20 protein-coding genes and 1 tRNA gene are annotated in these 19,020 nt (G+C 68.2%); 10 read left to right on the forward strand and 11 right to left on the reverse strand.

The genetic code is table 11. From position 1 onward, the window contains the following. The 4 genes from EH199_RS17120 to EH199_RS17135 all read right to left on the reverse strand — a co-directional run. Positions 1–376 (reverse strand): LysM domain-containing protein (locus tag EH199_RS17120; protein ID WP_148092160.1); only part of this gene is annotated, 376 nt, incomplete at its 3' end. After that, a complete protein-coding gene (gene serS / locus EH199_RS17125; RefSeq protein ID WP_124810440.1) occupies positions 376–1,656 on the reverse strand; it encodes a serine--tRNA ligase in 1,281 nt (426 codons plus the stop codon). The genes serS and EH199_RS17120, both read right to left, overlap by 1 nt. Before the next feature lie 107 nt (positions 1,657–1,763). Further along, entirely contained in the window at positions 1,764–1,955 is a 192-nt protein-coding gene (locus EH199_RS17130; protein WP_190287316.1) for a DUF2892 domain-containing protein, read from the reverse strand. Between the two features lie 96 nt (positions 1,956–2,051). Continuing rightward, positions 2,052–2,126: transfer RNA gene (locus EH199_RS17135), tRNA-Val, on the reverse strand. Positions 2,127–2,205: 79 nt separating this feature from the next. Here EH199_RS17135 and EH199_RS17140 point away from each other — a divergent pair. Next, positions 2,206–2,529, forward strand: a complete 324-nt coding sequence (locus tag EH199_RS17140) for a DUF3297 family protein (RefSeq protein WP_190287317.1) — start codon at positions 2,206–2,208, stop codon at positions 2,527–2,529. A 35-nt stretch (positions 2,530–2,564) separates the two neighbouring features. Here the strand turns inward: EH199_RS17140 and EH199_RS17145 are convergent, their stop codons facing one another. Beyond that, positions 2,565–3,461, reverse strand: a complete 897-nt coding sequence (locus EH199_RS17145; RefSeq protein WP_124810486.1) for a LysR family transcriptional regulator — start codon at positions 3,459–3,461, stop codon at positions 2,565–2,567. Positions 3,462–3,564: 103 nt separating this feature from the next. On the opposite strand from EH199_RS17145, the gene EH199_RS17150 reads away from it, so the two are divergent. From EH199_RS17150 to mmsB, 5 genes are all read left to right on the forward strand, one after another. After that, positions 3,565–5,061 carry a CoA-acylating methylmalonate-semialdehyde dehydrogenase gene (locus EH199_RS17150; protein WP_124810441.1) on the forward strand — a complete coding sequence of 499 codons (1,497 nt, stop codon included), beginning with the start codon at positions 3,565–3,567 and terminating at the stop codon, positions 5,059–5,061. 8 nt (positions 5,062–5,069) lie between these two features. After that, positions 5,070–6,212 (forward strand): acyl-CoA dehydrogenase family protein, encoded by a 1,143-nt coding sequence (locus EH199_RS17155; RefSeq protein ID WP_124810442.1) that lies wholly within the window; start codon positions 5,070–5,072, stop codon positions 6,210–6,212. After that, positions 6,209–7,282, forward strand: a complete 1,074-nt coding sequence (locus tag EH199_RS17160) for an enoyl-CoA hydratase/isomerase family protein (RefSeq protein WP_124810443.1) — start codon at positions 6,209–6,211, stop codon at positions 7,280–7,282. Before EH199_RS17155 ends, EH199_RS17160 begins: the two co-directional genes overlap by 4 nt. A gap of 62 nt (positions 7,283–7,344) precedes the next feature. Further along, complete coding sequence (locus EH199_RS17165; RefSeq protein WP_124810444.1) at positions 7,345–8,130, forward strand: enoyl-CoA hydratase-related protein; 786 nt, start codon at positions 7,345–7,347, stop codon at positions 8,128–8,130. Positions 8,131–8,160: 30 nt separating this feature from the next. After that, complete coding sequence (gene mmsB, locus EH199_RS17170) at positions 8,161–9,030, forward strand: 3-hydroxyisobutyrate dehydrogenase (RefSeq protein ID WP_124810445.1); 870 nt, start codon at positions 8,161–8,163, stop codon at positions 9,028–9,030. Positions 9,031–9,063: 33 nt separating this feature from the next. On the opposite strand, the gene EH199_RS17175 is transcribed toward mmsB, so the two are convergent. Beyond that, complete coding sequence (locus tag EH199_RS17175; protein WP_370449696.1) at positions 9,064–9,933, reverse strand: CHAP domain-containing protein; 870 nt, start codon at positions 9,931–9,933, stop codon at positions 9,064–9,066. Between the two features lie 164 nt (positions 9,934–10,097). Between EH199_RS17175 and der the strand changes: the two genes are divergently transcribed. Further along, the gene (gene der / locus EH199_RS17180; protein ID WP_124810446.1) at positions 10,098–11,477 is read left to right on the forward strand and encodes a ribosome biogenesis GTPase Der; all 1,380 of its coding nucleotides are present in this window, start codon (positions 10,098–10,100) and stop codon (positions 11,475–11,477) included. 15 nt (positions 11,478–11,492) lie between these two features. Here der and EH199_RS17185 read toward each other — a convergent pair whose 3' ends face one another. The 3 genes from EH199_RS17185 to EH199_RS17195 form a co-directional block, all read right to left on the reverse strand. Further along, positions 11,493–12,209, reverse strand: coding sequence for an MgtC/SapB family protein (locus EH199_RS17185; RefSeq protein WP_124810447.1), 717 nt, complete (start codon positions 12,207–12,209; stop codon positions 11,493–11,495). A gap of 85 nt (positions 12,210–12,294) precedes the next feature. Next, positions 12,295–12,774, reverse strand: coding sequence for a gamma-glutamylcyclotransferase (locus EH199_RS17190; protein WP_190287318.1), 480 nt, complete (start codon positions 12,772–12,774; stop codon positions 12,295–12,297). Positions 12,775–12,830: 56 nt separating this feature from the next. Then, positions 12,831–13,610 carry an inositol monophosphatase family protein gene (locus EH199_RS17195; protein WP_124810449.1) on the reverse strand — a complete coding sequence of 260 codons (780 nt, stop codon included), beginning with the start codon at positions 13,608–13,610 and terminating at the stop codon, positions 12,831–12,833. A 241-nt stretch (positions 13,611–13,851) separates the two neighbouring features. On the opposite strand from EH199_RS17195, the gene EH199_RS17200 reads away from it, so the two are divergent. After that, positions 13,852–14,796: a helix-turn-helix domain-containing protein gene (locus tag EH199_RS17200; RefSeq protein ID WP_124810450.1), complete on the forward strand. Its 945-nt coding sequence runs from the start codon at positions 13,852–13,854 to the stop codon at positions 14,794–14,796. Positions 14,797–14,835: 39 nt separating this feature from the next. On the opposite strand, the gene EH199_RS17205 is transcribed toward EH199_RS17200, so the two are convergent. Then, positions 14,836–15,771 carry a ribose-phosphate pyrophosphokinase gene (locus EH199_RS17205; RefSeq protein ID WP_124810451.1) on the reverse strand — a complete coding sequence of 312 codons (936 nt, stop codon included), beginning with the start codon at positions 15,769–15,771 and terminating at the stop codon, positions 14,836–14,838. Between the two features lie 239 nt (positions 15,772–16,010). Here EH199_RS17205 and EH199_RS17210 point away from each other — a divergent pair, with 239 nt between their 5' ends. Both EH199_RS17210 and EH199_RS17215 read left to right on the forward strand, forming a co-directional pair. After that, positions 16,011–17,693, forward strand: a complete 1,683-nt coding sequence (locus EH199_RS17210) for an NAD+ synthase (protein ID WP_124810452.1) — start codon at positions 16,011–16,013, stop codon at positions 17,691–17,693. Positions 17,694–17,777: 84 nt separating this feature from the next. After that, positions 17,778–18,248 (forward strand): hypothetical protein, encoded by a 471-nt coding sequence (locus EH199_RS17215; RefSeq protein WP_124810453.1) that lies wholly within the window; start codon positions 17,778–17,780, stop codon positions 18,246–18,248. Here the strand turns inward: EH199_RS17215 and EH199_RS17220 are convergent. Beyond that, on the reverse strand, positions 18,245–18,979 hold the full coding sequence (locus EH199_RS17220) for an HPP family protein (RefSeq protein ID WP_124810454.1): 735 nt from the start codon (positions 18,977–18,979) through the stop codon (positions 18,245–18,247). The two genes, EH199_RS17215 and EH199_RS17220, sit on opposite strands and share 4 nt — an antisense overlap. Between the last annotated feature and the right edge of the window lie 41 nt (positions 18,980–19,020).

Raw genomic sequence — 19,020 nt, forward strand, 5'->3', positions numbered from 1 at the left:
TGGGGCGCAAGGGCGGCGCCGGGCGCGGCGCTGGCGCGGGCCGGGGCGTCGCCTTGGGTGGCGTCGACGTCTGCGGAGCCGGCGTCGGCACGGGGGCCGGGCGCGACGGCACCGGCACCGGATCGGGCCGTTTCAGCACCTGCCCCACGCGGATGATATAGGGCGAAGGAATGCCGTTGGCCCGCCCCAGCGCTTCCATGGTCACGCCCATGCGCTGCGCGATGGCGCGGAAGGTATCGCCCGGCTGGACTTCGTAGGTCCAGGCGATGATCGGCGCGCCAGCCCCGGAGCCGGCGGCGTTCTGGGCGAACGATGGCGCGGCCGCCGCCGCCAGCAGCAGCGCCGCGAATCCGGCGGCCGTTCGCCGCGCGCGCATCAGCCCTGCGGCACCAGCCGCGTCAGCCCGCCAAGGTAGGGGTGCAGCGCGGCGGGCAGGTCCACCGATCCATCGGCCTGCTGCCCGTTCTCCAGCACCGCCACCAGCGTGCGCCCGACCGCGAGGCCCGACCCGTTGAGCGTGTGGACGAACTCGGTGCCCTTCTGCCCTTCCGGGCGATAGCGCGCGTTCATCCGCCGCGCCTGGAAATCGCCGCAGTTGGAACACGAGGAAATCTCGCGATAGGCGCCCTGCCCCGGCAGCCAGACTTCGAGGTCATAGGTCTTGCGCGCGGTGAAGCCCATGTCGCCGGTGCACAGCAGCACCTTGCGATAGGGCAGTTCCAGCGCCTGCAGCACACCCTCGGCGCAGGCGGTCATGCGCTCGTGCTCGGCCTCCGAATCCTCGGGCCGGGTGATCGAGACCAGCTCCACTTTCTCGAACTGGTGCTGGCGGATGAACCCGCGCGTATCGCGCCCGGCCGCGCCGGCCTCCGAACGGAAGCACGGGGTCAGCGCGGTCATGCGGATCGGCAACGCGGCCTCGGCCAGGATCTGCTCGCGCACCGCGTTGGTCAGGCTGACCTCGGCGGTGGGGATGAGCCAGCGGCCGTCGGTGGTGCGGAACAGGTCTTCGGCGAATTTGGGCAACTGGCCGGTGCCGAACACCGCCTCGTCCTTCACCAGCAGCGGCGGGATGCATTCGAGATAGCCGTTCTCGCCGGTCTGCCGGTCCAGCATGAACTGCGCCAGCGCGCGGTGCAGCCGCGCCATCCCGCCCTTCAGGAACGTGAAGCGCGCACCCGAAATCAGCGCGCCGGTTTCGAAATCGAGGCCCAGCGCTGGGCCGAGATCAGCATGTTCGCGCGGGGGAAAATCGAACGTGCGCGGCGTGCCCCAGCGGCTTACCTCGACGTTCTGCGCCTCGTCCTCGCCCGGCGGCACGTCGTCGGCCGGGCGGTTGGGCCATGCCGCCAGCGCATCGGCGAGCTGCGCGGTCAGCCGGCGCTCCTCGTCCTCCAGCGCGGGCAGTTCGGTCTTGAGCGCGGCAACTTCGGCCTTCAGCGCCTCGGCCGTGTCCTTGTCGCCCTTGCCCATGGCCGCGCCGATCGCCTTCGACGCCTCGTTGCGGCGGGCCTGCGATTCCTGCATCCGCGTGGCCACATCGCGCCGCGCGCTGTCGAGCGCGAGGATGGACTGCGCCACCGGCTCCACGCCCCGGCGGGCAAGGGCGGCGTCAAAAGCGGCGGGGTTTTCGCGGATCAGGCGGATATCGTGCATGGTCCGGGGCTATGCCGTCTCGGCGCGGCCCTTGCAACCCGATCGGGAACAGGCCGATCGGGAAAAGGCCGGTCGGAGAAACGGGCCTATCACGGAAACGCGGACGCCTATCGCCGGGGGCAGGTGTTCACGCCGATCAGCGAATAGAGCGGGCAAACACGGAACAGCCCGGTCAGCAGCGGCACAAGACCGATCCAGCCCCAGCCCGTTTTCGGCCCAACGAAGACCATCGCGATCAGCACCAGCCCCAGCACGACCCGCAGCACGCGATCGATGCCGCCCACGTTGAAGTTCAGCATGAAACCTCTCCTCCAGTTGCGGCGCCGTTCTGGACGCAGGGAGAAGCGCGGGCATTGATGCCCGTCAAAGCCGAAATGTCGTGAGGACCGGGGAAGTGGTGGGCGCGACAGGGATTGAACCTGTGACCCCACCCGTGTGAAGGGTGTGCTCTACCGCTGAGCTACGCGCCCACTTCCGTTGCGGAAGCGCGCCCTTAGACATCCGCGCGTCAATTGACAAGCGGGGAAAGCGGGATAGAGGCGTTTTCCCATGAACGACCACGCTTCCGACCAGACGCCCGAAACCGCAACCGGCACCCCGACCACTGGCGCGGACGTGCCGCCGGACCGGCTGGCTATCAACCCGCGCAGCGCGCATTTCGATGCCGACAAGCTGCGGCGCGGCGTGGGCATCCGCTTCAAGGGCACGGTGCGCACCAATGTCGAGGAATACTGCATTTCCGAAGGCTGGGTGCGCGTGCAGGCGGGCAAGACCATGGACCGCAAGGGCAATCCGCTGACGCTCAAGCTCAGCGGCCCGGTCGAAGCCTGGTACGAGGATCTGGGCGAGGACGCGCCGGTCGCGAAAGCCTGATTTTCCGGGTTCGCTTGCGCGAACCCGATCATCCTCTACCCCGGCAGGAGCCGGCCCCGCTCCGCCGCCACGACTCCGGTCAGCCAGTCCTTGAACGCGCGCACGCGGGCCAGGTTGTGCGTGTCCTTGTGCGTCACGACCCAGAACGAGCGGGTGATGCGCCGTTCGGGCAGGATCGGCACCAGCGCGGGATCGCCATCGCCGATGAAGCAGGGCAGAACCCCGATGCCGGCCCCGGCAGCGATCATGCGGTATTGCGTGATGATCGACGAACTGCGCAGCGCGGCGGACAGGTCTGGCTCGATCTCCGCCAGATAGCGCAGTTCCGGCGCGAACAGCAGATCAGGCACGTAGCCGACCAGCCGGTGCCGGGCGGTCAGGTCCGCGGGGCGTTCGGGCGCGCCGTGCGCCGCAAGGTAGGCGGACGAGCCATAGAGCCGCAGCGCATAGTCCGAGAGCTTGCCCGCGATCACCGGCCCGGCGCGCGGCCGCGAGAGCGTGACGGCAAGGTCCGCCTCGCGCTTGGACGGGCTGAGGAAGCCGGTGGAAGCGACGAGGTCCACCATCAGGCGCGGGTGCGCTTCGGTGAAGCCGTGGACGCGTGGCGCCACGAACCAGGTGCCGAAGCCTTCGGACAGGCTGACCCGCAGCAGGCCCGAAAGCCCGCCCGATACCGCCGCGCTTTCGGCGATGCGGCTGGCGGCCTGCTCCATCGCCTCGACATCGACGAGCATCGCCTCGCCCGCCTCGGTCAGCACCTGCCCTTCGCGCGTCTGTTCGAACAGCGTGGCGCCGACGCGCGCTTCCAGCCGGCGCAGGCGACGGCCCATGGTGGTGGCGTCCACCCCCATGGCCGATGCCGCGCGCGCCAGCTGCCCGGCGCGGGCGATGGCGAGGAAGGCCTGATAGTCGTTCCAGTCGGATGGCTGCATGATTGCAGGTAGCACTCGCATAATCGCTAGTTGCCTGCAACTGATCCGGAGTGCAGGACAGCGCCGAGGTCACTTCGATCCCGTCAGGAAGAGGATTCGCGCAATGCGCCTGATCGATCATTTCATCGTCGGTGGTCCCGGCGGCGCCCCCGCTCGCAAGAGCGACGTCTTCGATCCCAACAGCGGCGGCGTGCAGGCGCAGGTCGCGCTGGGCGACCAGGCGGTGCTCGATCGCGCCGTCGCCGCCGCGCAGGCCGCGCAGCCCGCCTGGGCCGCCACCAACCCGCAACGCCGCGCCCGCGTGATGTTCCGCTTCAAGGAACTGGTCGAGGCGAACATGGACGAACTGGCCCGCCTGCTCTCGTCCGAGCACGGCAAGGTCATCGCGGATTCGAAGGGCGACATCCAGCGCGGCCTGGAAGTGGTGGAATTCGCCTGCGGCATCCCGCACGTGCTGAAGGGCGAATACACGCAAGGCGCCGGGCCGGGCATCGATGTCTATTCGATGCGCCAGCCGATCGGCATCGGTGCGGGCATCACCCCGTTCAACTTCCCGGCGATGATCCCGCTGTGGATGTCGGCCGTGGCCATCGCCTGCGGCAATGCCTTCATCATCAAGCCTTCGGAACGCGATCCGTCGGTGCCGGTGCGCCTGGCCGAACTGTTCCTCGAAGCCGGGCTGCCCGAAGGCATCTGCCAGGTGGTGCAGGGCGACAAGGAAATGGTCGACGCGATCCTCGATCACCCCGCGATCGGCGCGGTCAGCTTCGTCGGCTCGTCCGACATCGCGCATTACGTCTATAACCGGGGCGTGGCCGCCGGAAAGCGCGTGCAGGCGATGGGCGGGGCCAAGAACCACGGCATCGTCATGCCCGACGCCGATCTCGACCAGGTGGTGAACGATCTGGCCGGCGCCGCTTTCGGTTCGGCGGGCGAACGCTGCATGGCCCTGCCGGTGGTCGTGCCGGTGGGCGAAGACACCGCCGAGCGCCTGAAGGCCAAGCTGATCCCGGCGATCGAGGCGCTCAAGGTCGGCGTCTCGACCGATCCCGACGCGCACTACGGCCCGGTGGTGACGCAGGCGCACAAGGAAAAGATCGAGGGCTGGATCGCGAAGTGCGTGGAGGAAGGCGGCGAACTGGTCGTCGACGGGCGCGGCTTCACGCTGCAGGGCCACGAGAACGGCTTCTTCGTCGGCCCGACGCTGATCGACCACGTCACGGCGGAGATGGACAGCTACCACAACGAGATCTTCGGCCCGGTGCTGCAGATCGTGCGCGCGAAGGACTTCGAGGAAGCGCTCGCGCTGCCCTCGAAGCACCAGTACGGCAACGGCGTCGCCCTGTTCACCCGCAACGGCCATGCCGCGCGCGAATTCGCGGCGCGGGTCAATGTCGGCATGGTCGGCATCAACGTGCCGATCCCGGTGCCGGTGGCCTATCACACCTTTGGCGGCTGGAAGCGTTCGGCATTCGGCGATACCAACCAGCACGGCATGGAAGGCGTGAAGTTCTGGACCAAGGTCAAGACCGTGACCCAGCGCTGGCCCGACGGTTCGCCGGACGGGGGCAACGCCTTCGTCATTCCGACGATGGGGTAAGGCGCCAGATGACCGACCAGTTCCAGCTTACCGAGGACCAGCGCGCGATTCAGGAGATGGCGCGGCGGTTCACCGCCGACGCGATCACGCCCTTCGCCGCGCAGTGGGACGAGGAACACCTGTTTCCACGCGAAACGATCAAGGCCGCCGCCGAACTCGGCTTCGGCGCGATCTATGTCAGCGAGGAAGCGGGCGGCATCGGCCTCGGGCGGCTGGAAGCGGCGCTGATCATGGAAGCCATGGCCTATGGCTGCCCGGCGACCAGCGCGTTCATCTCGATCCACAACATGGCGGCGTGGATGATCGACAAGTTCGGTGGCGACGCGATCAAGGCGCGCACGCTGCCGGGCCTCGTCACCATGGACCTGATGGCCAGCTATTGCCTGACCGAACCAGGTTCCGGTTCGGACGCGGCGGCGCTCAAGACCACCGCCCGCCTCGAAGGCGATCACTACGTCGTTACCGGCACCAAGCAGTTCATCTCGGGCGGCGGGGTGAACGATCTCTACGTCACCATGGTGCGCACCGGCGACGATGGGCCGAAGGGCATCACCTGCCTGGTGATCGAGAAGGACATGCCGGGCGTCAGCTTTGGCGCGCCCGAGAAGAAACTGGGCTGGAACGCCTCACCCACCGCACAGGTCATCCTCGACAACGTGAAAGTGCCGGTCGCCAACCGCGTCGGCGCGGAAGGACAGGGCTTCGCCATCGCCATGGCGGGGCTGGACGGCGGGCGGCTGAACATCGGCGCCTGTTCGCTGGGCGGCGCGCAGCGCTGCCTCGACGAGGCGGTCGGCTACGTCAAGGACCGCGCGCAGTTCGGCAAGGCGATCGCCGAGTTCCAGAACACCCAGTTCACGCTGGCCGACATGGCGACCGATCTGGAAGCGGCGCGCGCCCTCCTCTACCTCGCCGCCGCCAAGGTGACCGCCGGCGCGCCCGACCGCACGCGCTTTTCGGCGATGGCCAAGAAGCTGGCGACCGACAACGGGTCCTCGGTGGTCGACCGCGCGCTCCAGCTGTTCGGCGGCTATGGCTATCTGCGCGATTACCCGATCGAACGCTTCTGGCGCGACCTTCGCGTGCATCGCATCCTGGAGGGGACAAACGAAGTGATGCGCCTGATCGTGGGAAGGGACCTGCTGAAGTGACCGATGACGTTCTGATCCGCACCGAAGGCGCCGCCGGCTTCCTCTCGCTCAACCGCCCCAAGGCAATTCACGCGCTGACGCTGCCGATGGTCCACGCCATGACCGCGGCGCTGCTGGCCTGGCGCGACGATCCGGCGGTACAGGTGGTGATCCTGGACCACGCGGTTGCGCCCGATGGTGATCCCAAACTGTCGCGCGGGTTCTGCGCCGGCGGCGACATCGCCTTCCTGCGCAATTCCGCGCTGAACGATGGTGGCGCATCGGGCCGCCAGTTCTTCTTCGACGAATACCGGCTCAACCACCTGATCTTCACTTATCCCAAGCCGGTGGTGACCTTCATGGACGGGATCACCATGGGCGGCGGCGTGGGCCTTGCCGGGCCTTCGCAATACCGCGTGGCGACCGAGGCGACCAGGCTCGCCATGCCCGAAACCGGCATCGGCCTGTTTCCAGACGTGGGCGGCGGCTGGTATCTTTCGCGCCTGCACGGCCGGCTGGGCCAGTATCTGGCGCTGACCGGGGCGCGGCTGGACGGCGCGGAATGCCTTTGGGCCGACCTTGCCACGCACTATCTGCCGTCCGCCGCCACGGCGGCGGCCAAGGCGCGCATCGCCGCCGATCCTTCCGCTGTCGCTGCGACGCTCCACGCGCTGGCCGCCGTGCCGCCCGAGCCGAAGATTGCCGCCGTGGCCGAAACGATCGCGCGGACGTTCGCGTCGGACCGGTACGAGGACATCCTGGCCGCGCTGGCGGCCGAGGACGGCGACTGGGCGCGCGCGACGCTGGAAACGCTGGGCCACAAGAGCCCGCAGACCTGCAAGGTGGCGCTGCGGCAATTGCACGACAGCCTTTCGCTCACCGATTTCGCGGACAACATGGCGATGGAATACCGCGTGGCCAGCCGCGTGCTGGTCCGCCCCGATTTCGCCGAGGGCGTACGCGCGGTGATCGTCGACAAGGACCACGCGCCGCGCTGGAATCCGGCCACGCCCGAAGGCGTGACCGACGACCTGATCGAGGCGATCTTCGCCCCGCTGCCGGCGGACGAGGAATGGACGCCATTGCCTTGAGCGCCGCTTCCCGCGAGAGCGGGTGGCTGCCCGCCCGGGCGACACATCTGGAGACTGCTGAGATGGCCGAATACGAAACGATCCTGGTCGAACAGAAGGGCGCCGTCACGCTCATCACGCTCAACCGCCCGCAGGCGCTGAACGCGCTGAATTCGCAGGTGCTGGAAGACCTGATCGGCGCGTTCGCGGCGTTCGAAGCCGATCCCGCGCAGCGTTGCGCGGTGCTGACCGGATCGGGCGAGAAAGCCTTCGCGGCCGGCGCCGACATCAAGGAAATGGCGGAAAAGCCGGCGGTCGATTTCTACAACCAGGATTTCTTCGCGCGCTGGACCAGCCACCTCGTCAAGACCACGCGCAAGCCGTGGATCGCGGCAGTGAACGGCTTCGCGCTGGGCGGCGGCTGCGAACTGGCGATGATGGCGGACTTCATCATCGCGGCCGACACGGCGAAGTTCGGCCAGCCCGAAATCAAGCTGGGCGTGGCGCCGGGCATGGGCGGATCGCAGCGGCTGACGCGCGCGGTGGGCAAGGCCAAGGCCATGGAAATGTGCCTGACCGGGCGGATGATGGGCGCCGAAGAAGCCGAACGTTCCGGCCTCGTCGCGCGGATCGTGCCGCTGGCGGACCTGCTGGCCGATGCGCTGAAGACGGCCGAGACGATCGCCGCGATGCCGCCGGTCGCCGCCATCGCCAACAAGGAAATGGTCAACGCCGCGTTCGAGACCACGCTCGATCAGGGCCTGCTCTACGAACGCCGCCTGTTCCAGATCCTGACCGCCACCGAGGACAAGGCCGAAGGCATGGCCGCGTTCATCGAAAAGCGCCCCGGCGTCTGGACGGGGCGGTAAGTCCTGAATTGCCAGCGGGAGGGGAGAAGCATGAAAATCGCGTTCATCGGTCTCGGCAACATGGGCGGCGGCATGGCCGCGAATCTGGTCAAGGCCGGGCACGAGGTTCATGCCTTCGACCTTTCCCCCGATGCGCTGGCGCGGGCCAGCGATAACGGCTGCGCGACCTATACCTCGGTGCGCGAGGCGGTGCAGGGCGCGGAGGCTGTGGTCTCGATGCTTACCAACGGCGCGATCGTGGACAGCGTCTATGGCGCCGACGTGATCGGACAGGCCCCGCAAACAGCGCTGCTGCTCGATTGCTCGACGATCGACGTCGCCACCGCGCGCAAGGTCGCGGCAGCGGCCTCGACCGCCGGCTATGCCATGGTCGACGCCCCCGTCTCGGGCGGGATCGCCGCCGCGAACGGAGGCACGCTGACGTTCATGGTGGGCGGCGATAACGCGGCTTTCGCGCGGGCGGAGCCGATCCTGGCGGCGATGGGCAAGGCGGTGATCCATGCCGGCGGCAGCGGCGCCGGACAGGCTGCCAAGATCTGCAACAACATGATCCTGGGCGCGACGATGATCGCCACCTGCGAAGCCTTTGCCATGGCGCAGAAGCTCGGCCTCGATCCGCAGGTGTTCTACGATATCTCATCGAAGGCTTCGGGCCAGTCGTGGTCGATGACCAGCTATTGCCCGCTGCCCGGCGTGGGGCCGCAGAGCCCGGCGGACAACGACTACCAGGGCGGTTTCGCCACCGCGCTGATGCTCAAGGACCTCAAGCTGGCGGTTGCCGCGGCGCGCGATGCGGGATCGCAGGTGCCGATGGGCACGCGGGCGGAAGAACTCTACGAAGCCTTCGCCGCCGCCGGCAACGGCGGGCTCGATTTCTCGGCGATCATCCGCACGCTCTGATTCCGGCAACCTGGACCGGAAGCGCCGCGCGGATCAGCGCATTCGCGCGGCGATGATCCGGCCAATCGGGTCGCTGTCGCTTCCCGCCAGGCGCGTGGACGTCGTCCGGGCCGGAGCCGTTCGCGGAGCGCTGGTGGCAAGGTTCTGCCGGGCCGGGCGCCGCGACGCCGGAGTCTGCGCGGCGCGCGATTCGGACACGATCCCCTTGAGGAAGTCCGCGCCGATGCCGCCTTCGCTGCGGCCGGGGGCGCTGCGGCCGGGGGCGCCGCGTGCAGGTTCGGCGCGCGCCATCAGCGGCACCCGCGCCGGCGCGGCGGCACCGGCGGAGGCGAGCACGGTCAGCCGCTCGTTCTTGCGCGGCTTTTCGTTATAGATGAAGCCGTTAACCGGCCAGCGCGTGGTCCCCAGATCGGCGATCGGCGCATACCAAACGCGCACCTCGCTCCAGTCGTTCTCGGGCGAAACGTCGACCGCGCGCACGTCTTTCTCGATCTGCCCGCGCCGGCCGTTGATCGGCGACCAGTTGGCATGGCGCAGCAGTACCGTGCGCGAATCGATAATCCGGCTGACTGCCGCGACATGGCCCAGTTCCATGCCGCCATAGGGGCGGAAGCTCATCACCGCGCCCACGCGCGGCTGGCGGCCACGGGCATAGCGCCCCGCCGCCTGATCCCACCAGGTCAGCGCATCGCCATAGATGCCGATGCCGGAAACCTGCCGCGCATAGGGCACGCACTGGAGATAGGGCAGCGCGTCCGAATCACCATCCGCATCCTGCTGGCGCGTCATCGCGGCCGCGCCCGCTGCCTGCAACGCCGCGGGCGCGGCTTGCGCCACGTTCGCTGAGCCCCATACGGCCCCCGATACGGCCAGTGCCGCGATTTTGCCGGTCAATCCCTTCATGCCGGCAATTTTCTGCCGGTAAGGTAAGAATCACCCTCACCGATGTAGTTAACATGCGTTTAAGGCGATGAACGGCGATTACGGAGGTTCGGAAAGGCCGGTTTGCGGGCGGTTCGCGCCAAACCGTCCTTGCCATCGCCGCGCGCGCGGGCCAACGGTGGGCGATGCATCCGCAAGTTATCATCATCGGCCGCCCCAACGTCGGCAAGTCCACGCTTTTCAACAGGCTTGTGGGGAAAAAGCTGGCGCTGGTGGACGATCAGCCAGGCGTCACGCGCGATCGCCGCTTCGGCGAAGCGACGCTGCTCGGCCTCGAATTCACCATCGTCGATACCGCCGGCTGGGAAGACGAAGATCCTTCCAGCCTGCCCGGCCGGATGCGCCAGCAGACCGAGGCTTCGCTGACCGGCGCCGATGTGGCGCTGTTCGTGGTGGACGCGCGCGCCGGCATCACCCCGCTCGACGAAGAGATCGGCCGCTATCTGCGCGAACATACGCTGCCGGTGATTCTCCTGGCCAACAAGGCCGAAGGGCGCGCTGGCGAAGCGGGGCTGCTGGAAGCCTATTCACTGGGCTTCGGCGATCCCGTGGGCGTTTCGGCCGAACATGGCGAGGGCATGGGCGATCTGTTCGAAGCGCTCTACCCGCTGATCGGCGAACCCGAAGCCGATGCCGACGACGGCGAGGAAGACGGTGAAGAACCCGAATACGATCCCGAATCGATCCTGAAACTGGCCGTGGTCGGGCGGCCCAACGCGGGCAAGTCCACGCTGATCAACCGCCTGCTGGGCGAGGATCGCCTGCTCACCGGGCCGGAAGCGGGCATCACCCGCGATTCGATCGCGATCGATTGGGACTGGAACGATCCCATGAGCGGCAAGGCGCGCCCGATCCGCCTGATCGACACGGCCGGCATGCGCAAGAAATCGCAGGTCGTCGAAAAGCTGGAAAAGCTGTCGGTCGCCGACGCGCGGCGCGCGATCGATTTCGCCGAAGTCGTCGTCCTGCTGCTCGATGCCACGCGCGGGCTGGAGCATCAGGACCTCAAGATCGCCTCGATGGTGCTGGAGGAAGGCCGCGCGCTCGTCATCGCGATCAACAAGTGGGACGTGGCCGAGGACGCCAGCGGCCTTTTCAACGGCGTGCGCGCCGCGCTGGACGAAGGGCTGGCGCAAGTGCGCGGCGTGCCGCTGGTGGCCGTATCGGCACGCACGGGCAAGGGGCTGGACACCTTGCTGTCCGTGGCCTTCGACATCCGCGATTCCTGGAGCCGCCGCGTGCCGACCGCCGCGCTCAACCGCTGGTTCGACGATGCGCTATCCGCCAATCCGCCGCCGGCCCCCGGGGGCAAGCGGATCAAGCTGCGCTACATCACGCAGGCCAAGACGCGCCCGCCCGGCTTCGTGCTGTTCGGCACCCGGCTGGACATGCTGCCCGAAAGCTACCGGCGCTATCTGATCAACGGAATCCGGCGCGAGCTGGGGTTCGATGCCGTGCCGATCCGCCTGACGCTGCGCAGCCCGAAGAACCCGTTCGCGAAGTAACGCGGACGCGCGCGCTCAGTCGTGCGTCTGCACTTCCCAGGTGGCGTGGGCCACTGCGTGCGTCCGTTCCAGATGCGCGGCGATCGCATCGAGATCCTTCTCGGCGGCCGCCGTGCTGACCAGGCGGGCACGGACTTCGACCGTGTCCTCGGCGCGTTCGACCAGTTCCGTATCGGCGACCGGATAGCGCATCAGTTCAAGGTGATCGACCAGCAGGTCGCGCAGCCTGTCGGCGCTGGCCGCGTCCGTGGTGACCGTCACCCAGTATGTCGCTTCCAGCGATGCGGCGGCCAGCGGGATGCGGTTGATCGCGTTCACGACAAAACGCAGCAGCGTGTTGCCGGCCACCACGAACACGGTCAGCGTCGCGGCTTCGGCCAGCATATCGGTGCCCGCACAGGTGCCCACGGCGGCCGAGCACCAGAGCGTGGCGGCCGTGTTCAGGCCGCGCACGTTTTTGCCCTCCTTCATGATCACCCCGGCGCCCAGGAAGCCGACGCCCGAAACGACATAGGAGATCACGCGCACCGCTTCGGCATCGCCGGCCAGGCGCTGGCCCAGATCGACGAACGCCGCCGCGCCCAGCGCCACCAGCGCGTTGGTCCTGAGGCCCGCCGTGCGCTGGCGATACTGCCGTTCCGCCCCGATCAGCGCGCCGAACAGCAGGGCCGCCGCGTAGCTCACCAGCGAATCGAGGTAGGGCGTCAGATGAAAGGTTTCCTGAAAGCGCATCCCGCACCGCCTTTTCCGTGGCTATCCGCCGGCGAATCCCCGCCCCGCCCATGCGACAGGACTGTGACGGTGAAAAGACCCACCGTCAGCGGCGCCGCGCGCCCGCGCGGCCCGACCCCAGCGCGGACAGGCCACGGGCGGCGATGAAGGCGGCGAAATCCCCGTCCGGTATGGGGCAAAGGCCCGGGTGCAGCGGCCGGTTGAACAGATAGGCATCGGCGCGGACGGTGCCCTGGCCCGGCACATGAACGGTCACCGTGCGCCGGCGATATTCGGACCGCGCGGGCTGGCGCGGATCGCAATTCTCGTAGGCATCCAGCAGCCGCAACGTGGCGCGGGTGAAGCGCGGCCCGCTGTCATAGACATAGCCGAACACGCGGCCGGATACGCTGCCGGCGCTCACGGGCGTCAGCACCGGATACCAGCCTTCGCCGTGGCGCACCGCGTGCAGCCGGCCGCGTACCCAGCCCCGCCACGCCGGGCCGAGCAGCGGCAGCACGGCGCGCGTCACCGGATTGTCGTGGGCATGGGTCAGCGTTCCGTAGAAGAAGAACCGCTTCTTCACCGCGCCCGCCCGTTCAATGCCACCGGTTCAAGGTCGCTGGTTCATGGCCGCCGCGCTCAGTGCCCGCAGGCCAGCGCCTCGACCACGTCGTCGAGCCGCGCCGGATCGCCCAGCGCGATGACATGGCCGTCCGACCCGGCGTGGAGCGGGTTGCCGTTCCAGTCCGCCATGGTGCCACCCGCGCCTTCGACCACGGGCACCAGCGCAGCCCAGTCGTGCAGTTTGAGGTTGGCCTCGCAGACGACATCGATGTGCCCGGTCGCGAGCATGGCGTAGTTGTAGCAATCGCCGCCCATGACCATGCGCTTGTGGTCGGTCTTGGCGGCCAGGCCCATGAAATGCGCGCCATCATGATCGTCGAAATAGTGCGGGCCGGTGGTGGCCAGCGTGGCATCGGCCAAGCTGCGGCAGGCGCGGGTGCGCACCGGTTTGCCGTTCAGCGTGGTCGGACGGCCGGTCGCGCCCACCCAGCGTTCGCCGGAAATCGGCTGGTCGATCACGCCCAGCACCGGAAAGCCTTCCACCACCAGCGCGATCAGCGTGCCGAACAGCGCGCGGCCGGCGAGAAAGCCGGTGGTTCCATCGATCGGGTCGAGCACCCAGCTCCGGCCGGAAGAGCCGGTGGTCGCGCCGAACTCCTCGCCGATCACGGTATCGCGCGGCACTTCGGCGGTCAGGATGCGGCGCATCGCTTCTTCCGCCGCGCGGTCCGCCAGCGTCACCGGGGTGGCATCCCCCTTGCGTTCGGCTTCGACAGAGCGGAAATAGGGGCGGATGGCTGCGCCGGCGGCATCGGCAAGGCGCAGGGCGAGGGCGATATCGTCGTCCAGTTTCATGGGCTCTGCTTTGGCCCGGCGCCGGCGCGCCGGTCAAGGACAACGCGGCGAACGTCATCGAAAGGACGTGCCCCTGTGCGCAAACGCACCGGCAGGCAGTGCGCTGGATCACCCATGTCGACCGGGAAGCTATTGACGGCGCAAGCAAACTTTTACCATGGGCGTGACCGGTGCCACAGACGCGGCTATGGCGGGGGAGTAGGTGGCGGACGGCGAGCTGTTCGTCATTCGGGGAGCAACAATGTCACGCAATTCGAGGCCGGCGATCGATCGGTCGATCGCGTCCGCGGCGGGGGTGTCGCGCGACGGCCAGCCATTGTCATACAACCGCGCGCCCGCGGCGGATCTCGCGCCGTGGATCGGGCGTCTCTATGTGACCGTCGTGGAGATGCCGGACGATTATCTCCTCGATTGCGGCCTGTTCAACGATACCCCGTTCATTCGCATCCAGTTGCGTGGTCAATGGACCGCCGATACCGCCGACGGGCGCCTGCATTCCGAAGGCGATGCGCTGTTCTTCGGCCCGCACACCCGCCGTATGCCGGTTTCGGTGCGCGGCAGCTTCACCAGCGTAGGCCTTACCCTGCGTCCGGGCGCCTGCCATGCGCTGCGCGGTCCGGGCGCGCGCGACCATCTCGACCGCATCTGCCCGCTGGACGACATGGGCCTTTCCAGCAGGCGCTGGCTGGACCTGTTCGATCCCGACGGGACGCCGGAGGACTGGTGTCGCGCGATGGAAGACGAAATGCGCCAGATCATCGCGGGGCGCGGTGGCGAAATTCCCGAATTGCTGACCGCGCGCTTCGAGGCCGAGGCTTTCGTCGATCCTTCGATCACCGTCACGCGCTTTGCGCGGGAAATGGGCGTGGAGCAGCGCCGGCTGGAACGGTGTGTGCGCCGGGATTTCGGAATGCCGCCCAAACAGGTGCTGCGTCGCGCCCGCGCGCTCGACATGGCAAGCCACCTTCGCGGCGTGGCCGACCACGACGAAGCCGAAGCGCTGTCGCTGCGGTACTACGACCAGAGCCACCTGATCCGCGAGTTCACCGACCTGTTCGGCATGTCGCCGCGCCAGTTCGTGGCGCGGCCGCAACCGCTGATGACCCTGGCGCTGGAAACGCGCCAATCGCGGCGGCTGGAAATGATCGAACGCATTCAGCCCGGGCAAATCCGCCCCTGGCAGTAAACCGCGCGGCGCCACGCCGGCGGACGGCGCGGGACCAGATCAGTCGAACAGGCTGGAGACCGAGCTTTCATCGGCAATGCGGCGCACCGCCTCGCCGATCAGCGGCGCGATGGTCAGCACGCGGATGCGGTTGCATTCCTTCGTTGCATCGGTCGGCAGGATGGTGTCGGTGATGACCAGTTCCTTGAGCGCGGACCCCGCCACGCGCGCGACCGCGCCACCCGACAGCACGCCGTGGGTGATGTAGGCCGAAACGCCGACGGCGCCCGCGTCCATCAACGCCTGCGCGGCGTTGCACAGCGTGCCGCCCGAATCGATGATGTCGTCGATCAGGATGCACATCCGCCCCTTCACGTCGCCGATGATGTTCATCACCTCGGACTGGCCGGGGCGGTCGCGCCGCTTGTCGACGATGGCCAGCGGTGCGTTGTCCAGCCGCTTGGCCAGCGCGCGGGCGCGCACCACGCCGCCCACGTCGGGCGAAACGACCATCAGCGGCTGCCCGCCGTAGCGCGTCTGGATGTCCGCCGCCATGACGGGGGCGGCATAGAGGTTGTCGGTCGGGATATCGAAGAAACCCTGGATCTGACCGGCGTGGAGATCGACCGACAGCACGCGGTCCGCGCCCGCCTCGGTAATCAGGTTGGCGACCAGCTTGGCCGAGATCGGCGTGCGCGGCCCCGGCTTGCGGTCCTGGCGGGCATAGCCGAAATAGGGGACGACAGCGGTGATCCGGCGGGCCGAGGCGCGGCGCAGCGCGTCGATGCAGATCAGCAGTTCCATCAGGTTGTCGTTGGCGGGGTAGCTGGTCGACTGGACGATGAACACGTCCTCGCCCCGCACATTCTCGTGGATTTCGACGAAGACTTCCTCGTCGGCGAAACGGCGCACCGAGGCGTCGGTCAACGGCAGTTCGAGATAAGCCGCGATGGCGCGCGCCAAAGGCAGGTTGCCGTTGCCGGACATGATCTTCATGCGTCGTTCCCCAATGAGCCAGAAAGCGTGGACTGACAGAATGAACCAGACGGACTGATGGTCTTTCCCGCGCCCTTAGCCCAAGATGACAGCTTTGCAACGGCAGAGACACATTCGTCCCCACCCTCGGCCCCTGTCGGGCCGCCACCCGCACGTCATTCCGGGCTTTGCCCTCGAACGAACGCATACGGACGCATGGTGACTTGCCCGCGCAGGGCGTTGCCGCCTAGGAACGGGGCATGGCCGATACTCTCACGATCACCCTTGCCCAGTTGAACCAGACCGTTGGCGATCTTGCCGGCAATGCCGACACGATGCTGGCCGCGCGCCGCCGCGCCATCGCGGAGACGGACGGCGCCTGCGATCTGATCGTGTTCCCGGAAATGCAGCTTGTCGGCTATCCGCCCGAGGATCTGATCCAGAAGCCGGCGCTGATCGAGCGCGCCGCGCTCGAGCTCACCCGGCTGGCCGAAGCCACGGCGGACAGCGGCCCCGCCATGCTGGTCGGCTCTGTCTTCGTGCGCGACGGTGCGCTGCACAACGGGGTGGCGCTGCTGGATGGAGGCAAGGTCGTCGCCACGCGCTTCAAGTACGAACTGCCGAACTACGGCACATTTGACGAGAAGCGCTATTTCCTGCCGGGCCCGTTGCCCGAGCCGGTGCTGTTCAAGGGCGCGATGCTGGGCCTGCCGATCTGCGAAGACATCTGGCACCCCGACGTCTGCCGCCATCTGGCCGAACTGGGCGCGGACATCTTCATCTGCGTCAACGGCAGCCCCTACGAGATCGACAAGGATGTGTTGCGGATCGATGGCGTGGCCAAGCGCCGCGCGATCGATACCGGCATTCCGCTGGCCTACCTGAACCGCGTGGGCGGGCAGGACGAGATCGTGTTCGACGGGGCGAGCTTCGTGGTCGGCCCCGAAGGCGCGCTGTGGGCGCAGCTGCCCGACTGGGAAGAGGCGATCGTCCATACCCGCTGGAACCGCGTGCCGGTGGGCGCCGGCTATCGCTGGCGGTGCGAGCCGGCCGAGGTCAACGAACCGACCGAACACCCCGAGGACATCTATTGCGCGATGGTGATGGCGCTGCGCGACTACGTGGAGAAGAACCGCTTCCCCGGTGTGGTGCTGGGGCTGTCCGGCGGGATCGATTCGGCGTTGTGCGCGGCGATCGCGGTCGACGCGCTGGGCGCGGACCGGGTGTGGTGCGTGATGCTGCCCAGCCGCTACACCAGCGCCGAAAGCCTTGAGGACGCGGCCGAATGCGCCCGGTTGCTGGGATGCCGGATCGACACGATCCCGATCGAACCGGCGGTGGCGGGCTTTGCCGAGATGCTGGCCCCCGCCTTCGCCGGCCGCCAGCCCGATCTGACCGAGGAAAACATCCAGTCGCGCATTCGCGGCGTCACGCTGATGGCGCTGTCGAACAAGTTCGGACCGATGCTGGTGACGACTGGCAACAAGAGCGAGATGAGCGTGGGCTACGCCACGATCTACGGCGACATGAACGGCGGCTACAATCCGCTCAAGGATGCCTACAAGACCACGGTCTTCGCGGTTTCGCGCTGGCGCAACACGCGCAAGCCCAAGATCGGGCTGGGGCCGGAGGGCGCGGTCATGCCCGATCGGGTGATCATCAAGCCGCCCAGCGCCGAACTGCGGCCCGACCAGAAGGATTCGGATTCGCTGCCGCCCTACGACGTGCTCGATGCAATCCTGTTCGGGCTGGTGGAGCACGAACAAAGCGTGGAGCAGCTGGTTGCCGAAGGTTTCGACCGCGATGTGGTGGTGCGGATCGAGCGGCTGCTGCACGTGGCCGAATACAAGCGGCGGCAGGCGCCCCCCGGCGTGAAGCTGGGAATGCGCAACTTCGGACGCGACCGGCGCTACCCGATCTCGCACGGCTTTCGCACGGCCTGACGCTTATTGCGAACGATTCGCATTGACTGATGCGGTGAGTGCGCATACCCTTTGTTGCGAATTGATCGCAAGAAGGGAATTTCGATGCCTGCCCAGACCCACGGTACCGGCGCCGGAGCGCCGGGCGCGTTGCCCCAACGCTTCGCTGAAACGGTACGCGCGCTGGCCCGCCCGCAGGACATCCGCGCCCTGTCGCTGATCGGCCTGCACGTGGTGATGGCGATGCGGCTTTGCGCCTTGTTCGAACGGGCCGCGCGCGATCCGGTGCCGGACCTTGCCCAGCGCTACCGCAGCGTCGAGGCCGCCGTGGGCGTGCACGATCTGGTTCGCGCGATCGTGGCGACCTGGCCGGAGGCCTTCATGGTCAACCGGCCGTGCTGCCTTGCCATGTCGCCCGACGAGGCGACGCTGGCCGAATTGGTGCGCTCCACCGGCCTCGGTGACCGCGCGCGTTTCGACGCGACGATCGCCGGCTTCGTGCGAAGCGACCGGCACGAACGCCTGTTCGACGCCACCGTGCGCGCCGTCGCGCTGTTGCAGGCCTGCCCCGCCTAGCGGCGCGCGCTTTCCCAGCGCGCCTGTACGCGCCGCTCCAGCGCGCGGAACAGGGCATCGAGGTCCTCGCGGTCGATGTCGAGCACTTCGTCCCACTCCGCTAGCACCGCATCGAGATCGGCGATGTCGTACGTGCCGGCCCAGGTATCCCGTGGCAGGGCGCGCGCGGGCGCGGAATGATGCGGCCAGGGGTGGCCGGTCAGCTTGTTGTAGAGCCACCCGGAAGCGGCCAGTGCCAGCACGTTCGGCGCCAAGGGCATCAGCAGGAAAGACCAGCCCCAGCCGTTCGCGCCCGCGCCCAGCGCGCACAGCAGCGCGCAGGCCCCGCCCGGCGGGTGCAGGCAGCGCGCCAGCGCCATCAGCGCGATCGCGCAGCCCACGCCAAGGCTTGCGGCGAGCCATGGCTCGGCGATCCAGTGGCCGGCCGCGAGACCCACGGCGGCGGAGATCATGTTGCCTCCGATTACCGGCCAGGGCTGCGCCAGCGGGCTGGCCGGCACCGCGAAGACCAGCACGGCGGCGGCCCCCAGCGGCGCGACCAGCCAGGGCAGGCCGGCCACCTCCGTCCCGAACAGGCTTGGCCCGAACAGGCTTGGCCCGAACACGCCCGCCTGCGCGACGGACTGTTCGACAAGGCGCGTCAGCACACCCGCCACGGCGATCCCGATCAGCGCACCGATGGCGCCACGCGCCCAGCCCAGTCTGCCGCCCGCGGCGGGAAGGAAGGCCATGGGTTACTCCGCTTGAGACAGGACAACAAAAAAGGGGCCGG

The organism is Novosphingobium sp. LASN5T, assembly GCF_003856955.1.
Lineage (GTDB): Bacteria > Pseudomonadota > Alphaproteobacteria > Sphingomonadales > Sphingomonadaceae > Novosphingobium.